The following is a 16,928-nucleotide window of genomic DNA, read 5'->3' as shown; positions in this document are numbered from 1 at the left end:
AACAGCACTGAAAATGGGGGCAATTATCCATATTCCCCGATCTTTCCACTCTTTTTGGACTTACACTAATATGATTGATATCAGAAACAAAACAAAACTAAAACAGACCGCGAGGCGGTCTGTTTTAGCACAAATTATTTATTTTCGGGTTCATCCAAGCCTTCCTGTACACTTTCGTCCTCATTTATATCGAATTCATTTTCAACTGAATAGTCAGCTTCATCCGTACTTTCCGGCGTTTGTTCGTTACTTTCTTTGGCCGCATTAGCAATAACGCCTAATTCGCCTTTAATATTACTTTTACCTGATAAATTGTTGATAACTTCGTTTAAGTCTAAACCAGTCATTTGACCCAGACTTTCTTGTAGATTCGTCATTATACCAGTGATGCTGCCAGGTAAATTGTTAACACCATCACCGTTTCCACCGTCAAGAATACGGATGGATTCAACATTTCCTAATGGTTCGGAAACAGCTTTAGCAAATTCAGGCATCATATTAATCAGCATTTCAGTCATCATTACTTCTTTATGTTTATTTAGTGCTTCTGCTCGTTTTTCAATCGCCTCTACCTCGGCCAAGTTCTTCGTTTTAATAACCTCTGCTTCAGCATAACCTGCTTTTTCCCTGGATTCAGCTTCCGCCTCAGCGGTACGCACTCTTTCATAATAATCGGCATCGGATTTTGCTTTTCGTACTTTTACTTCTTCCTGCTCCAATGCGACATTGCGCTCTCTTTCCAGTTGTTTTAAGCGTAATTCTTCTTCTTTTTGCTGTCTATTAATCTTCAAGCGCTCTTTTTCAACATCAAGATCACGCTCTGCCTTTTCAAGGGAATAGGCTGCTTCCGTTTTCGCTTTTTCCCTTTCTGTTTCTGCTTTTATCTGTGCATCTTTAATTTCTTTCGTTTTCCTTGATTCAGCAATCTGAATTTCCCGTTCGTATTCTTCGCGTTTGATTTCTTCATTCATTTGGGCGACGTGAACTTTTGTCGCTCTATTATTGGTTGCCTCGGCAATCTCGGCTGCTTTTTGAATTTCTGCTGTGCGTGGTCTCCCGAGGTTTGTTAGATAATCACTGCCCTCGACATCCTTCAAATCTGTTAATCCGAGACTGGTAATCCTGAAACCCATGGCATCCAGTTGCTTCTGGGCAATCTGACGAACCTGCTCGTTAAAACTTTCTCGATCATTATTAATTTGTTCTACTGTCATTTTTGATAGGATAGCACGCAGGTTTGACCCTAATACTTCCGAGATGTCGCTTTCCAATTCTTTTTGCTTTCTGCCCAAAAACTGCTCTGCATACTTGGCAATACCCTCTATTGAATCAGCAACTTTAAGCATAGCAACAGCTTCACCCACGATTGGAACCCCCTGTTTCGTATACACAGTGGGTGTTATTATTTTCAGTTGAAAAGCTGTCAGTGAAACTGGCGTATGCGTTTGGAACATTTTTAAACGATGTCCACCGCCACGGATTACCTTCATATATCTTCCTTCGTCATCCTGAAAAATGTTGGTGTCCTTTTCCGGGTCACCTAGCTTTGGGCCGGTAATAATCAATGCCACATTTGATGGGACAGTTTTATATTTGATTTTCATATAGATAAACCATAATATCCCAATCACAATCGCTAATCCTGCCAGTAACGCCAAAATAAATATTACTTCCACATAATCTCTCCCTTTTCCCTTATGTTATAGTGTGCCCCTTCCATTGCTATGAATGGTTATGTATGTTCATACCACATAAATTATATAGGTTTTTGGACCAGTTTTAAACACCAAATACATATTTTGGAAGCTTTTGTCCAAAAATGTCTGCGTAGAATACTATGATTCTATCGGATAGTATACAAAGGGGCTTGGGAATTTTTGTATTCTGGGGTTACAGCGACATTACTTATCTGCTTAATGCAATTCAAAATTTCAGTGACTTAGTTACCTTCCACGGGCCAATGGTGGCAACTGATCTGAATGACGAAATAAGAACAGTTGAGACAAAATCCTCGTTTTTCACTCTATTCACGGGGGAATCTCTGACCTATGATTCTCGCAAATCGTCCCTTACCACATTAGCTCATGGCACAGGAGAAGGACGTTTGGTGGGAGGGAATCTCGATCTGCTCACCAATGGGTTGGGAACGCCTTTTCAAGTGAAAACGAACGCGGCCATCCCGTTGATTGAGGAAGTTGCAGAGCTTGTGTTTCGGATTGATGTGATGCTTACTCACCTTAAACAAGCAGGAGTGTTCGATGAGGTCGAAGGTGTGATCATCGGTGACCTTCAAGCGGAACTGGATGAATATGGGGAAATTAAAAAGGTTCTGCAAGATTTCTTTGCCAGTGCACCTTACCCTGTTGTTGAGAATTTTCACATCGTCCATTGCCAGCCTAATTACGGTGTGCCGCTGGGGGTAAACGCGAAACTCACAACGTCACCGGCTCGATTGGTGATCGATTCAGGTGTGATGTAACTCCTTGCATTAGTGTTGAAATCACAGGATTTAAACCTCGATAATTTCAATTAAATAGATAAGGAGGGGGTGCTAAGGGGATGCCTCTTTCAAAATAATGAGTCTCACAATGCTTTTATCTTTTAAGTGTTAAGAACAGAATGGACATAAAGGCTATTAGGATTCATAAAAAATGAAAAAAAGAATATGGGGGAGGTCATCATATTAAATCAAATAAACGTGTAGGTAGAAATTTGTCAACATTCAGTATTAGCATTGTAATCATTGGCATAATAAGTGTTGTTTTAATGTTTCTGGATCGTTTACAGAGAAATAGTATTTTTTTAGTATTCCTTTTCTATTTAGTGAAGGGGATATATTACATTAAATCTAATGAATATAAGTATGCAATAATATGTTTTTTGCCTGTAGTAGCTGTTATTCTTGCTGAAACATTTAAAATAACTAATGTATAGTGGTGTGTTATAAAACCATTTATTACTGAAAGATAGTCCTTTAAGGGCACATTGAAGTTTCTGAAAACAAAGTATATAATAACGATTAAATTGAGTAATATGAAAGGGGTGCTTTAAATGAGGATCATAGATCGACTACTAATTTATCATACTTAATCCTGTAGAATAAAAATTAGAGGTCCTCCTGTTTTTATATAGGAAATTTAACCTATATAAAATCCAAGGAGGACAAAAATGAATAAACAATTAACTATTTTGTTAGCGGGAAGAATTATAACGAACTTTGCTGATAGTTTTTACATGATCGCTACATTGTGGTATGTCAAATCGGTAACTGACTCAGTACTTTTAGTAGGGTTAACAAGTGCTATTGCTATGGTGCCGGTAACGTTGCAATTTCTTTATGGACCAATTATTGATAGGTTTTCAAAACAAAAAATACTGTATATAGCAGTGATTGGACAGGGAATCTTGGTCAGCGTTATTTCCTTGCTCTATTTTTCGAGTATTTTATGGTTGCCAATTTTATTTATTTTAATGTTTTTTGCACTTTCACTATCGGAAGCAACCTATCCTACTGAAAGTGCTTCAATCGAAAAATTGTCATGCCGTGAAGATTTGACAAAAGTAAACTCAATTTTTGCATTTTCTTTTCAAACACTAGATATTGTTTCTGACGCTATATCAGGATTTCTAATATTCTTTATTGGGATTGGTGTTATTTATATATCCAATGGGGTATTGCTAGTAGGTACGGGATTGGTCTTCTTTTTTTATTTGAAAATACCTAAATCCAAAAAAGAAAGAGAGTCTTCGAGCAAGAAATTTTTTGCACAATATAAAGAAGACTTCCTGCAAGGATTCAAGGTTGTGCGAAAGCAAAAAATACTTCTTTCTATTATGTTTGGAGTAATAGCGATGAATGTTATGGCGACAATGGGTATTGCAATGCTGCCAATTATATCATCCACTTCAGTTGAATTCGGATTCTGGTTAACAGCTATGTCTGTGGGGGCGCTTGTTGGAACCGTCTTGTCTAGCAAACTGGAGATGATTCCTTTAAATTGGATAATGCCATCAGTATCTATGTTTTCTGGTGTATTCTGGGTCTTGTCGTTTATTACTATTGACCTTCACTATATTCCATTGGTATTATTCGGATTGTCATGGATCGGAATAGGGATAATAAGTATTTATGTTCAAACATTAATACAGATTAATTTACCTGAAGAATACTTAGGTATTGGATTTTCTTTTTTATCTTCACTTCTGGGATGTCTAAGTACATTAGGATATCTAATTGGAGGTTTAATAGGAGAATTTACTTCTGGCACATTTGTTTTATTATTGGGAGGAACTGGATATGTTGGTTTTTCAATATATTTCCTGATTCATCCTAAATTAAATAAACTAAAGAATAAACTGAGTGTAAATATAGATGAAAGCCACTAAATTTAACCAGCAGGATCCAGTTGTGATAACACTGGGTTCTGCTTTTCGTATATAGTTGAAGAGTTACCCGTTTTCTTTCGTAGCGGCGAAGCAAAATCTTTTTGTTTTCATTTCAGAAAATTAAAATGAATGGCAGGGCAACTGTGTTAAAATTTACCTATCGGGATATGCATTAACGTTGAGAATTATTGCATGAGAATAATTTTACCTTCCGACCAAATAAACAAAGGAGTAATGTATGCTGAACATAATTAGAGTTATTTTATCAATAATTGTTTTGGCTTTATCAGGTTCTATTATATTCACACAAAACTCTGGGCTAACACCTTATTTAATGTTGTTTTTGGGTGTTCTTTTGTTAGTGATAGGAATAATTGTACTTCTGAAAGACAAAAAAAGCTTTTCGGGGTATATGAATATTATTATTTCTTTATTTGTTTTGTATGTTTCTATACAGCAGTTTACCCTCTAGATATTACATTAGCGAACAATGACCGAATCATTATGAATGGTAAAAATAAATTTATAATAAATTAGATCATCAATAAACTAATTTTGTTTTTTAAGAAAGATGGGATTAATATGGTGAGGATTATTTTATTTGATGGAGAATGTAACTTTTGCGACAAAAGCGTTCAATTCATCATCAAGAGAGACCCGAAAGGACATTTTAAATTCGCTTCGTTACAAGGTGATATAGGAAAAGAATTATTGAATAAGCATAATTCCCCAAAAGGCATAGATAGTTTTGTTCTTATCGAAAATAATAAATGCTACCTCAAATCGTCGGCAGCCCTTCAAGTTTGTAAAAACCTAAAAGGAGCTTGGAAGTTACTATATATCCTCTTAGTTTTTCCAAAACCTTTCAGAAACTTCCTTTATGGGATTATCGCTAAAAATAGATATAAATGGTTTGGCACAAAAGAAAGCTGTATGTTGCCTTCACCTGAAGAGAGAAAACGGTTTTTATGATAATGTTATAAAAAAGTCATCACACACTGAATTAACTGAAAATGCATCTGATTTATTTCTGCAATGGTTATATATTGCGATTGAGGATGGAGTATGTGAGCCTGATGCCATGACATTATCAACTGTTGACAAGGAAGGTGCACCTGATGGAGGGTTTTAATTCTAAAAGATGTGGCTTGTAATAAATGGTATTTTGCCACATCAGTCATAAGCAGAAAAGGAGAGCAACTGCAATTAAACCAACAAGTGGCCTTAATATTTTATTGGTCTGAAATTGGCAGGCAAGTCCGGATTCGTGGAGCGGCTTCCGAAATGGCAGCCGAGTCAAATTCAAAAGATTTTCTGGAAAGGTCGAGTGATGCCCGTGCTCTAGCTTTAATAGGAAACCAAGGTAAAGAAATGGCACAACGCCAAGATTTAGATGAAGCCTTGGTGAAAACGAGCTATCCACTAGACATCAAAATTACTTTTACATGATATAATTGGAAAACAATTAATCAAAAATAGATAAAGGGAGGTCGTATCATGACCAAACATAAGATTTATACAATGAGTCTAGCAAGTGTCTATCCCCATTATGTTACGAAGGCGGAGAAAAAAGGACGTACAAAATCAGAAGTTGATGAAATCATCCGTTGGTTGACGGGATATAGCCAGGTAAAGTTAGAAGCACAACTGGAGAAACAGACAGACTTTGAGACCTTCTTTGCGGAAGCCCCCCAATTGAATCCTTCACGGGCTTTGATCAAAGGTGTAATCTGTGGCATCCGAGTGGAAGATATTGAAGAACCAACGATGCGGGAAATTCGCTATTTGGATAAGCTTATCGATGAACTAGCAAAGGGAAAAACAATGGAGAAGATTTTGCGGAAATAATTAATAGTAGCGAAAAACCCTTGAATATTGCGATTAAGATTGTATGCCTTTGGTTCATTTATGTCTTTTTAGTATTCCGAAATGAAACATTTACAAATGACCCTGTAATCTTTTATGTGTTATCCGGATGGGTTGTTTTAGTTACTTTCTTCCAGCATCTATCCAGCGATCTATGAAGACATCAGGATTTTACAAGTATATAAAAGAGGCGCAAACGAGACTATTGAAGGGAGATAATGATTCGGATGTCCGTAGTTATCAATGAATGTACATTTGAAGATATTAAAACACTGCAAGAGATCAGTTATAATACGTTTAACGAGACGTTTTCGCATATGAATAAACAGGAGAACATTAGGGCTTATTTGGAAAATGCCTTTAACACTAACAAATTAGAAGAGGAAATATTGAACCCCGCTTCAACGTTTTATTTTATATCTTGCAATGAGGTAGTCGCTGGTTATTTAAAAATAAACGTCAATGAAGCTCAAACAGAAGATATGTGGGAGGAAGCCCTGGAAATTGAAAGGATTTATATTAGGGAAGAATTTCAAAAAAATGGGCTTGGTAAGCACCTTTTACTTAAGGCACTGGAAGTCGCAAAAGGCCATAATAAAAAGAAAATATGGTTAGGTGTATGGGAACACAATGTCGGTGCAATCCATTTCTATAATAAGATGGGATTTGTTAAAACCGGATCCCATTCCTTTTACATGGGAGACGAAAAACAAACAGATATGATTATGATGAAAACAATTGCGTGATTCAAAGTAGGATAGAAGAGAAAAGCGATATGTCATTTTGACTTTTTGTTTGGCTTGTTATCCAAAATCGATCGCAACTCTTTTATATCCTCCTCTGACAAAGAATCCTCTTGGATGAACTGAACTAGCATCGACTTTAACGTGCCTCCATAAATTCGATTAACAAAGGATTGTGCCTCGGCGTGCTGGCAATCATCCTGGGAATAAAGAGGGAAAAAGGTATAAACTTTCTGGTTCTTATTTACACCAATTACCTTTTTTTTGGTAAGGCGATCCAAAAGTGTGCGTACTGTTTTCGGTTTCCATTCCTTATGCTCTTGCAGAGAGGAAATGACTTCGTTGGCTGCTAGCGGTGCCTGTTTCCAAAGCACGTTCATGACTTCCCATTCTGCTTCCGATATATTGGGTACTTTTTCTGACACCACTAATCCCTCCCTCTAAATCGTACAAGTAAACGCATAAACATTTATCTAGTAGTAAGTATATCAGCTTTTTTACCATGATTACAAAATTGTTTGATCACCGATACCTAATAGATGTCTTTATCCCTCAAAATAGATTTTGTTATTTTTGCTGCCTTGCTTCCGGAAGAACTATTTTTATTTTGGATATTGGTCGCAAAGAAATACGTATTCGTTTTGCCCTCTACATACCCAACGAACCAGCCGTTAATATTTTTGCCATTGACACTTCCCGTTCCAGTTTTTCCAGAGAGTATTGCACCATCTTTTCCCTCTAGTTTGATCATTTCTTTAACAGTCTGCACGTTGTTATGATTAAATCCAAGTTCATTTGTATAAAAAGCTTTGAGTAACTGTACCTGTTCGATTGGTGAAATTTTTAATGAAGATTCAAGCCAAAATTGTGATTTCCCACCTGAAAGATTGTAATTCCCATAGCCTATTTGTTGTAAATAAGCCTGGATAGTATCCATGCCGACTTTTTCATCCAATGCCTGAAAGTACCAAGTCACCGAATTTTTCATGGCTGTCGATAGATTCTGATCCATATTCCAAGAGTCATAAGGATACTGTTTTCCATTCCACCTAATCGTGGAACTATCTCTTGTTATGACATGTGACTCTAATGCAAACAATGCACTATAGATCTTGTACGTGGAGTCCGGTGAAACCCTTATTGTGCTTTGATTTTCATTATAGATACGATATTGATCAGCCTGCAAATCGTACAAAACAAAGCTGCCTTTCGATCCCTCAAAGTACCTGCTAAGATCCTCATTCACTATTCGTTCACTTTCAAACTCGTAACGATTATCGTCATAAGCCATTGCAGAAACGATTGGAACCTGAGTTGCCACAAATCCCCCTACAAGCATAAAGATGGCGATGCTTTTTAGTTTCATCAGCTTTGATTCAGTAGTGAAAGATGCGATACGTGTAATGCGTCTTTTGATTTGTTCCTTGGAACCATTTAGTTGATTAACCAACGTGAAATACTTTGGCCTGGATGATCTATCAGCAAAGTTAATAATCGTATTCCCGTAATCTGCATAACAGTTCTTGTCCAAAGAATTTAAAACGGCAGCATCACAAGCTATTTCACGATCCAACCGCATCTCTTTGAAAGCAACCCAAACAAAAGGGTTAAACCAGTATAAAATTTGATAAAAGATGGTCAGGTAATTCATTACACTATCTTTGGATTTGTAATGATTTAGTTCATGCAAGAAAATATATTTAATATCATCCATAGACAGCCATTTTTCAAAATGGCTTGGAAGCACGACGTAAGTCTTAAAAATACCGAAAGTAAGAGGAGATTTGATAAGTGGCGATTCGCCAATAATCAACCGTCTTGAAATATTTAAACGATGCTTGCATTGCCCGAATAAATCTAGGATCTCTTCATTTCTCAAGCTGGATGTGGTGTCTTTAATTTTTTTCAACTTTAACCATGCGTGTATTGTCAGCGCAATCATCACTAACATCCCGGTCATCCATATGGCGGCTAGAATTTCATTCAGTAGGGTCAGGTCAAGACGATTTACGGATATAGTAAAGTCCCGCATCCAATTTCCGTCTGTTAATGTTTGATTTCCAGTAGTGCCAGAAGAAGGACTTGATCCATTACCCTGATCAATATCCCAAGTAAATATATTGCCAAAATCAAAAAAGTGATTCGGTATAAAAGGAAGAGTCAAAGCAATCAGCAAAATAAACCATAGATTATATTGCCATTTCGCTGATAATTGCTTTTTAAACAATTTCCTAAACAGCGTGATGATTGCAAAAGTAAAAGAGGACACGATAAAACTTACGATAAGGTGAGTAAAGAACATGCAATTCGACTCCATTTCCAATTCCTTCTAGTTTCTGTTTGTAGAGTTGTTTGAAATCTGAGACTCCAAATTTAACATAACTAACCTAGCATTTCACCTTATCAGTTTATCAGTCTGTCATTTTTTTGGAACTAATAGAGGGTTGGGCTAATCTTATCAAAATTTAAGACGTTTTTGGTATAGTATGTTGCTATATCTCCACAGTTGATAAAAATTGCGACGTAACAGCAACGTGATTTCCGCTCCGGGTGGACAAGTTTAAAGATAGTTGACATGTGTAGATTACATATGTAGTATTAGATTACATTCGTAGTCCAAGTGATTTGGATGTAAATAGGTGAATACATTTTTAGAAAGAGGTTGATCTAATGAATTTATGGAATAAAGTTTACAATGCGATTAGCTTTAAAAAGGTTGCCCCATTGATACTGCTATCATGCATTACGCTCGTGGGTTGTGCAGAGGATAACGGCAATGCTGCCCAACTAAAACAACAAAATCAAGAAACCACATTGAAAGATGAATTTGTCAAACTAGAGAAGGAATTTGATGCTAGACTTGGGGTTTATGCATTGGACACTGGCACAAACCAAACGATAACGTATCGTTCTGATGAGCGTTTTGCGTATACATCTACCCATAAGGCCTTAGCCGTTGGGGCACTATTACAGCAAAAGTCAATAGCCGATCTTGATGAAAGAATTATGTATACACGTGATGAACTTGTCAATTATAATCCAATTACTGAGAAGCATGTTGATACAGGAATGACTCTTAAGGAGCTTTGCGAGGCTGCTATTCGGTATTCTGACAATACTGCTGGGAACTTAATACTTGAGCAACTTGGCGGACCAAGTGGATTTAAAAAATCTCTTAGGGAGATTGGTGATGATGTTACCAATCCGGAAAGGGTCGAGCCAAAGTTAAATGAGGTAAAACCGGGAGAAACCCATGATACAAGTACACCAAAGGCACTGGCTACAAGTCTTCAAGCATTCACAATCGGAGATGCACTGCCAGCGAAAAAACGCTCGTTATTAACCGATTGGCTTAAAGAGAGCACCACCGGGGACACATTAATCCGTTCAGGAGTACCAAAAGGATGGGAAGTCGGAGATAAGTCTGGAGCCGGATCATATGGTACGCGAAATGACATTGCTGTTATTTGGCCACCAAAAGGGGAACCAATTGTTCTTGCGGTTCTTACCAGCCGCGATAAAGAAGACGCCGATTATAACGATAAACTTATAGAACAAGCCACAAAGCAAGTAGTTGATGCCCTTAAAGCCAACCACAAGGGGGAAAGCTAACCCCTGAAAATGAAAAAATGTTTTTCCAATTGAATAAATGGAAATAACCACCCCTTATCCTTTTGGTGGTTATTTCCATAAATCATGAGAGCATTTCTTTGTAGTGAAGAATGCTTTTTATTTTTAATAAACAATAATAATTTTATAAAAAACAACATATATTTATTGTAAAACGATAAAACATGTGATAAATTCAAAATGACAATAAATAGGTGAGGTGCTTTTATGAAACGAGGATCAACACTCTTTTTAAAAATAGCGGTTATTCTGATTGGAATCCCGATTCTAGCATTGTGCATATTCGTGGTACCCGGGATAGCGAATTTTGCAGCAGAATTGTATCCGGATGTTGCTTCTATCAACTATCTCGTTTTAATCGTTATGTATGGGGCGGCAATACCTTTTTACATTGCCCTGTATCAAGCTTTCAAACTCCTAGGCTATATTGACCTGAATAAAGCTTTCTCGGATTTATCTGTAATTGCTTTAAAAAATATCAAATACTGTGCAATCACAATCAGTATTTTGTATGTGGGTGGCATGCCACTCTTTTATCTCATGGCGGAAAAAGATGACGCACCAGGTATCATCGTACTCGGATTGATCATTATTTTTGCATCATTGGTGATTGCAGTATTTGCTGCTCTTCTACAAAAATTATTAAAAAATGCTGTAGCTATAAAATCAGAAAATGATTTAACGGTCTGAGGTGAAAATGATGGCGATTATAATCAATATTGATGTGATGTTGGCTAAAAGAAAAATGAGTGTCACAGAACTTTCGGAGCGGGTTGGAATTACGATGGCTAACCTTTCTATATTGAAAAACGGAAAGGCAAAAGCAATCAGGCTGTCAACCTTAGAGGCAATTTGCAAAGCATTAGAATGCCAGCCTGGGGATATTTTAGAGTACCGAAGTGATGAAGGCACTTAAAGATAATAGAATTCGAAAAATACGGAGGAGGGTGAGCACGAATGTATCAAAGCAGCTTTGACCATGTAGCAATTATCATGGATGGGAATGGCCGATGGGGCAAAAAAAGACATCTGATCCGAAGTGAAGGACATTATGCGGGATCGAAGCGAATGGAAGAGATTATTGACGCTAGTATTGGGCTGAACATTAAGGTACTGACGCTGTATGCCTTTTCCTCAGAGAACTGGTCCAGACCATATGATGAAGTGAATTACCTGATGGAATTGCCAGTAAGGTTTTTTAATAAAAAGCTCCCCGAGTTTATGAGAAGGAATATTCAAATCAGAATTTCCGGAAACACGGACCCACTTCCAGATAAAACCCGGGAAGTGCTAGACAAGGCAGTTGCTTCTACCGCGAATAATACTGGTATTATCGTCAATTTTGCTTTCAATTATGGTGGCAGGGGTGACATTATCCATGCCGCCAAGACATTGATCAAGGACGTCAGAAACGGAAAGATTAGCGAAGATGAGATAACTGAGGAAAGAATGCAGCAGTATTTGTACACTGGGGACCTGCCGTCACCCGACATGATTATCCGGACGGGTGGGGAGAAGAGGATAAGTAATTTCCTGCTCTGGCAGTCCGCTGAATCGGAGCTGTATTTCTCTGATGTGTATTTCCCCGACTTCACAAGTGAAATGCTTGCCAAAGCGATTGGTCATAAGCAGGTGAACAGTTATTTGAGCGGGTGACTTAGGCATCTAAAGATAACCGCCATCGCAATTACAAACAGTATTCTGTATTCATTGGTTTAGTCATTATTTTTGCGCGTAATGGTCAAGGTTAAATAAATTTGTAAAAGGGGAGTTGCTGATGCATGTAACTATTCAAAATGAATCCCGAAAGAGACCCTTAAAGGCAGAAATCATGGGAGCACTAACACAACTCGTTCGGTTTGGTTGGGAGCAGGCCCTATCCTGTTTGTTTCCCGTTGTGATTTTTGCGTCGCTTGCCATTACACAAATCGTGCCGCTTCCTCTTCTGCCACGGTATGACTGGCTGTTCATCATCTTCCTGCTGATGCAGTGGTGGATGGTGCGTTCTGGGCTTGAAACACGGGATGAACTGAAGGTTATCACATTGTTCCACCTTATTGGACTTGCACTTGAACTGTTCAAGGTACATATGGGTTCATGGTCTTATCCAGAGGAAGGATACTCCAAAATTTTTGGAGTGCCTTTATATAGTGGATTCATGTACGCAAGCGTAGCGAGTTATCTTTGCCAGGCTTGGAGGAGGCTGAAGGTTGAACTGATTAAGTGGCCGCCGTTTTTGGTGGTTGTTCCTCTTGCAGCCGCGATTTATTTGAATTTTTTCACCCATCATTATTGGATTGACGTCCGCTATTGGCTAGCTGGACTGGTAATTATCGTTTTTTGGCAATCGTGGGTCACATACGAGATTAATGGAATCCTTTACCGCATGCCACTCGCGCTTTCTTTTGTGCTGATCGGATTTTTTATCTGGATCGCCGAAAATATCGCAACTTTCTTTGGAGCTTGGGAATACCCAAACCAAACCGATGCATGGAGTCTCGTTCATCTAGGAAAGGTGAGTTCATGGCTGTTGTTAGTGATTGTTAGCTTTCTTATAGTAGCTACGTTGAAGCGGGTAAAGGGAAGAAATCCACTATAATGCGCAGGCTATTCCCCTATATCAAAGAAAAAGAAACAATAATTCTCCTTTGAATAAGATAGAACATGTCTTTTGAATTGGGGGTTCGCGCATTGGACAATAGAACGAAAAGCCTTATAGGATACGGGATGGAAGCGGTTGGACAAACGATGTCTGCTGTAGCAAACACCCCATCTGCAGTTAGAGATAAGAAATTGTCCTCCCAACTTGAGTTATGGGGGAATGTCTTACAAGGAACGGGGACAGCTTTAATTGCAGACAGCGAAGAAGAACTTTCATTTGAAAGGCTTGGCAATCAACTGCAATCGATAGGTAACCTGGTGACGATTATGGGTTTAATACCCCAGTTAGTGATAAGGTAAAGGCGGAGTTTGACAAGAAAGGAGACATTATTGAAACATTGGGCATGAGTATGTCCCTGCCAGAAGAATTAAAAGAAGGATTCACGCTCGAGTCATTTTTCGATATCTATGGGAACATCCTGCAAGTTATTGAGGTTAAAGGAGTCGATGAGGAGCTCATCAACATGATTGCGGAATGGTCTCAAGCAATAGCATCCATACTTGCATTGATGGCTGCAATGCAAGGCGATTTTTAGTAGAATACAGTGCCTCGGAATGGCGGCAATAAGCTTAAAAATACCAAAGAATTAATACCGTTCAATGGCGCCTTATCCAGAATTTTTCTTTACTATCACACGTTATTCTATAATAATTTCAATCGTTGCAGTTGTGGTTATGTATTTTGTTCATCAATTTAAAGGAATGAAAAAGTAGGGGTAATCACACAATACCGAACCTGCTATAATTTATGGTAATATACATATAAGAATGATTTAAGCTTATTAGTCAGAAAGTGAGTTGGAAAAATGCCTCTTCACATTTGTGAAGTAACAACAGAAAATTGGCGTCCTGTCACTGCTTTATCTGTGTCGGAACAGCAAAGTAAGTTTATTGAAAGCAATGCTTTTTCTTTAGCTGAATCGCAGTTTGAAAAAAATGGGATTTCGTTTGGTTTATATGATGGGGAAACCCTTGTTGGATATGCAATGTACGGCTGGCCTTCGCATTCAACACAAAGCGCCTGGTTGGATCGTTTTATGATTGATTACCGTTTTCAAGGTAACGGATACGCGAAACAGTATCTTCCCTTATTAATTCAACAAATGACCTGCCAATACGGTTGCAAGAAAATTTATTTAAGCCTGCATCCTGATAACAAACCAGCACAAAAGTTATATGAATCCTTTGGTTTTCGCCTGAACGGTGAAGTGGATGATACTGGCCCTGTATTTGGGGTTGTAATGGAATTACTTATAGATACATTTGAGTTAAAATAATTGAATCAGCTTGTAGAGAAAGACACAAGTAAAGAGAAAATATTCCTTCACATTGACCTGTCAGCATCACGTGAGGGGTTATTTTTATGGTTCTGGTTGGACATGATAGACGTAATTAATATGTGACTGTAAATAATGGATTATTGCGTGATTTAAGATAAGGTTACTACCTTAGTTAAGCTTTCTGAGAACACATTGAAGAGGGGGGGTATCGCGATGACAAATAGTGGAAAAAACCCCAAGGTTGATGAATTTTTGAGTAAATCGAAAAAGTGGAAAGATGAATATGGGAAGTTAAGAGATATCGTTCTTGACAGTAAGCTGACTGAAGAATTCAAGTGGGGTAAACCTTGCTATACTTATAAGAATAAAAACGTTGTACTAATCCATGGATTTAAAGAATATTGCGCGTTTCTGTTCCACAAAGGTGCCTTATTAAAGGATACCCATGGAATTCTAATCCAACAAACAGAGAATGTACAGGCTGCGCGCCAGATTCGGTTCACCAATGTTCAAGAAATAGTTGAATTGGAACCCATCTTGAAAACCTATGTAAACGAAGCCATTGAAATTGAAAAGTCCGGCTTAGAAGTGAAATTGAAAAACGATTTCACCATACCTGAGGAACTTCAAGATAAATTTAATGAAATTCCGGCGCTGAAAACTGCTTTTGAAGAATTGACGCCGGGACGTCAACGAGCATACATTCTTTATTTTTCCAAAGCCAAACAATCCAAAACACGCGAGTCAAGAATCGAAAAATATATGCAGCAAATTCTCGACGGAAAGGGATTAAATGATTGACAAAAGCAAACTGTCGTCGGTCACTAAAAATAAAGCACTCCCATTTTTGTACTGCACCCAGAAGTCAGATCCTTTGGGGTGCAGTTAATGGGATGTACAATGCCTAATTTAGTCCCGCATGCTGCCCGCCTCACGGGAAGTCATTGCACCTTGTCCACTGTTTATATCTTCCTGAATTTCTTGTTTTACTTTTTTAATATCTGTCCCAGCAGATTTAGAACTTGAGTTCTTTTTACCTTGTTGATTCTTCTGCATACACGCCCTCCTTGCCATATTATTTAACAATCTTATTATTAACAAAAAAGCGCTTAATATGACCCAAACCAAAAGGGCAATTGTATAGTAGGTTTTTCTACATAAGAAATAACGAATCCCGTTAAATTACATGTATAGGGGATAAAGGGTTCCCTATAGTCTTTCAGCAAGCTTTATCCTTGTTTCCTTTAGTTCCTCAATTGATTCGAGATTGTGAAGCATTCCCTTTAGGATAGCGGATCTTGGTTGCATGTTCATTAGCTCCTGTTCCATAATAGTCAAGGATTGAACAGCTTCTTCTTTTTTAATTTCCGGGATCGACTGTTTTTTTAATTGGTTTTTCATTTCCTTAATCAATTTAAGGGGATGGACCTTTTCTTCACTAGCTTCTTCCAGATACAAAGACCACAAATTTCCATCCATTAATGGTTCATGATCGTTGTTCAACAGACCCTTAGCAATAAAGTCAATTTGCGCCATTAAAAACGGAACGACCTTTTTTATAGGTAAAGGAAACTGTTTGAGGATGATCAGTTCCATGTATTGTTTAATCATCCCTAAAAGCATAAACGCACCATCAGCAGCATAGGGTTTCATGTGATTTCCATATATTTTAATTAAATATTGTTCAAACCATTTGACCTGTGCAATATTTTGTTGATGCAAATAGCGATAAATATTCTTATCCGATAAAGCCGAAAGTTCCTGGCCCTGCAGCCTGTAGAATTCCTGGTTTTCAATATAATGATTTAATTTTATTTCAATTTCCTTTACGAATTTTTCCCTTGCTGATAAGGAATCATCATCCTCAATCAGGATAATTTGCCCCTCGATATTTTGAAAATAATAGTGAAGAATATGTAAAAGCAAATCCTCTTTTGATTTATAATAGACATACAGACTTCCTTTTGAAATGCCGCAAACATCAGCGATTTCCTGCATTGATGTCCGATTATAATCTTTAGAAGAAAAAAGCTTCATCGCCGTTATTAAAATATCCCGTTTCTTATCAGACACATTCCTTCTCACCCGAACACCACCTTTTGTATAAATTATAACATAGGGACACAGGGACGGGTCCCGCGTCCCAGCTCGCTCTTTCTATAGGGGGGTTGTGAGATTTAATTGGCCTAACTTTCTTCTGGAAAGGTGCGCTTTCTTTTAATATGTTAAAGACAACAAATTTATCGATTAATCATGTAGCAATAGAGGTCGGTTATCATCACAATCTTCTTAACTCGACTATTTTTATTATGAGAGAGGATCACCCCAAACGTTTATCGGGAACAGGTGAAATTCAGATAAA

General features: G+C 37.7%; 20 protein-coding genes and 1 pseudogene. 16 read left to right on the top strand and 5 right to left on the bottom strand.

Annotation, left to right across the window (positions count from 1 at the left end):
- Positions 1–134: 134 nt before the first annotated feature.
- Positions 135–1,676 carry a flotillin family protein gene (locus CFK37_RS18415; RefSeq protein WP_245837258.1) on the bottom strand — a complete coding sequence of 514 codons (1,542 nt, stop codon included), beginning with the start codon at positions 1,674–1,676 and terminating at the stop codon, positions 135–137.
- Positions 1,677–1,867: 191 nt separating this feature from the next.
- On the opposite strand from CFK37_RS18415, the gene CFK37_RS18410 reads away from it, so the two are divergent.
- The 8 genes from CFK37_RS18410 to paiA all read left to right on the top strand — a co-directional run bounded on the left by CFK37_RS18410 (position 1,868) and on the right by paiA (position 6,998).
- Positions 1,868–2,479, top strand: a complete 612-nt coding sequence (locus CFK37_RS18410; RefSeq protein ID WP_245837257.1) for a S66 peptidase family protein — start codon at positions 1,868–1,870, stop codon at positions 2,477–2,479.
- A 689-nt stretch (positions 2,480–3,168) separates the two neighbouring features.
- Positions 3,169–4,386: an MFS transporter gene (locus tag CFK37_RS18405; RefSeq protein ID WP_089063245.1), complete on the top strand. Its 1,218-nt coding sequence runs from the start codon at positions 3,169–3,171 to the stop codon at positions 4,384–4,386.
- 238 nt (positions 4,387–4,624) lie between these two features.
- On the top strand, positions 4,625–4,858 hold the full coding sequence (locus tag CFK37_RS20660; RefSeq protein ID WP_089063244.1) for a DUF3953 domain-containing protein: 234 nt from the start codon (positions 4,625–4,627) through the stop codon (positions 4,856–4,858).
- Positions 4,859–4,968: 110 nt separating this feature from the next.
- A complete protein-coding gene (locus tag CFK37_RS18395) occupies positions 4,969–5,358 on the top strand; it encodes a thiol-disulfide oxidoreductase DCC family protein (protein ID WP_089063243.1) in 390 nt (129 codons plus the stop codon).
- Positions 5,267–5,518 carry a hypothetical protein gene (locus CFK37_RS20290; protein ID WP_216639630.1) on the top strand — a complete coding sequence of 84 codons (252 nt, stop codon included), beginning with the start codon at positions 5,267–5,269 and terminating at the stop codon, positions 5,516–5,518. The genes CFK37_RS18395 and CFK37_RS20290 overlap by 92 nt, the downstream gene beginning before the upstream one ends.
- An 11-nt stretch (positions 5,519–5,529) precedes the next feature.
- On the top strand, positions 5,530–5,835 hold the full coding sequence (locus tag CFK37_RS20770; protein ID WP_216639613.1) for a pyridoxamine 5'-phosphate oxidase family protein: 306 nt from the start codon (positions 5,530–5,532) through the stop codon (positions 5,833–5,835).
- A gap of 48 nt (positions 5,836–5,883) precedes the next feature.
- Complete coding sequence (locus CFK37_RS18385; protein ID WP_089063242.1) at positions 5,884–6,234, top strand: DUF2200 domain-containing protein; 351 nt, start codon at positions 5,884–5,886, stop codon at positions 6,232–6,234.
- Positions 6,235–6,479: 245 nt separating this feature from the next.
- Entirely contained in the window at positions 6,480–6,998 is a 519-nt protein-coding gene (paiA, locus tag CFK37_RS18380; RefSeq protein ID WP_089063241.1) for a spermidine/spermine N(1)-acetyltransferase, read from the top strand.
- Between the two features lie 32 nt (positions 6,999–7,030).
- Here the strand turns inward: paiA and blaI are convergent, their stop codons facing one another.
- Entirely contained in the window at positions 7,031–7,420 is a 390-nt protein-coding gene (blaI, locus tag CFK37_RS18375; protein ID WP_089063240.1) for a penicillinase repressor BlaI, read from the bottom strand.
- 107 nt (positions 7,421–7,527) lie between these two features.
- Positions 7,528–9,297: a BlaR1 family beta-lactam sensor/signal transducer gene (locus tag CFK37_RS18370; protein WP_172840576.1), complete on the bottom strand. Its 1,770-nt coding sequence runs from the start codon at positions 9,295–9,297 to the stop codon at positions 7,528–7,530.
- A 368-nt stretch (positions 9,298–9,665) separates the two neighbouring features.
- Between CFK37_RS18370 and bla the strand changes: the two genes are divergently transcribed.
- From bla to CFK37_RS18325, 8 genes and pseudogenes are all read left to right on the top strand, one after another.
- Positions 9,666–10,607, top strand: coding sequence for a class A beta-lactamase (gene bla / locus CFK37_RS18365; RefSeq protein WP_089063238.1), 942 nt, complete (start codon positions 9,666–9,668; stop codon positions 10,605–10,607).
- 225 nt (positions 10,608–10,832) lie between these two features.
- On the top strand, positions 10,833–11,315 hold the full coding sequence (locus CFK37_RS18360) for a DUF2975 domain-containing protein (protein WP_089063237.1): 483 nt from the start codon (positions 10,833–10,835) through the stop codon (positions 11,313–11,315).
- Between the two features lie 10 nt (positions 11,316–11,325).
- The gene (locus CFK37_RS18355) at positions 11,326–11,541 is read left to right on the top strand and encodes a helix-turn-helix domain-containing protein (protein ID WP_089063236.1); all 216 of its coding nucleotides are present in this window, start codon (positions 11,326–11,328) and stop codon (positions 11,539–11,541) included.
- 41 nt (positions 11,542–11,582) lie between these two features.
- A complete protein-coding gene (locus CFK37_RS18350) occupies positions 11,583–12,281 on the top strand; it encodes an undecaprenyl pyrophosphate synthase (protein WP_089063235.1) in 699 nt (232 codons plus the stop codon).
- Between the two features lie 175 nt (positions 12,282–12,456).
- On the top strand, positions 12,457–13,224 hold the full coding sequence (locus tag CFK37_RS18345; protein ID WP_089063717.1) for a DUF817 domain-containing protein: 768 nt from the start codon (positions 12,457–12,459) through the stop codon (positions 13,222–13,224).
- A gap of 65 nt (positions 13,225–13,289) precedes the next feature.
- Positions 13,290–13,822: pseudogene (locus tag CFK37_RS20740) on the top strand (DUF6944 family repetitive protein).
- A gap of 270 nt (positions 13,823–14,092) precedes the next feature.
- Positions 14,093–14,563, top strand: a complete 471-nt coding sequence (locus CFK37_RS18330) for a GNAT family N-acetyltransferase (RefSeq protein ID WP_089063232.1) — start codon at positions 14,093–14,095, stop codon at positions 14,561–14,563.
- Between the two features lie 216 nt (positions 14,564–14,779).
- On the top strand, positions 14,780–15,367 hold the full coding sequence (locus CFK37_RS18325; protein ID WP_089063231.1) for a YdeI/OmpD-associated family protein: 588 nt from the start codon (positions 14,780–14,782) through the stop codon (positions 15,365–15,367).
- Between the two features lie 108 nt (positions 15,368–15,475).
- Here CFK37_RS18325 and CFK37_RS20240 read toward each other — a convergent pair whose 3' ends face one another.
- Together CFK37_RS20240 and CFK37_RS18320 are read right to left on the bottom strand one after the other, a co-directional pair.
- Positions 15,476–15,622 (bottom strand): hypothetical protein, encoded by a 147-nt coding sequence (locus CFK37_RS20240; protein WP_172840532.1) that lies wholly within the window; start codon positions 15,620–15,622, stop codon positions 15,476–15,478.
- Positions 15,623–15,775: 153 nt separating this feature from the next.
- Positions 15,776–16,651, bottom strand: coding sequence for a TetR/AcrR family transcriptional regulator (locus CFK37_RS18320; protein ID WP_089063230.1), 876 nt, complete (start codon positions 16,649–16,651; stop codon positions 15,776–15,778).
- Positions 16,652–16,928 lie beyond the last annotated feature (277 nt).

Source organism: Virgibacillus phasianinus, assembly GCF_002216775.1.
GTDB lineage: Bacteria > Bacillota > Bacilli > Bacillales > Amphibacillaceae > Virgibacillus_F > Virgibacillus_F phasianinus.
Note: the sequence above shows the minus strand (reverse complement) of the source record. Positions and strands in the feature narration are given on the sequence as shown.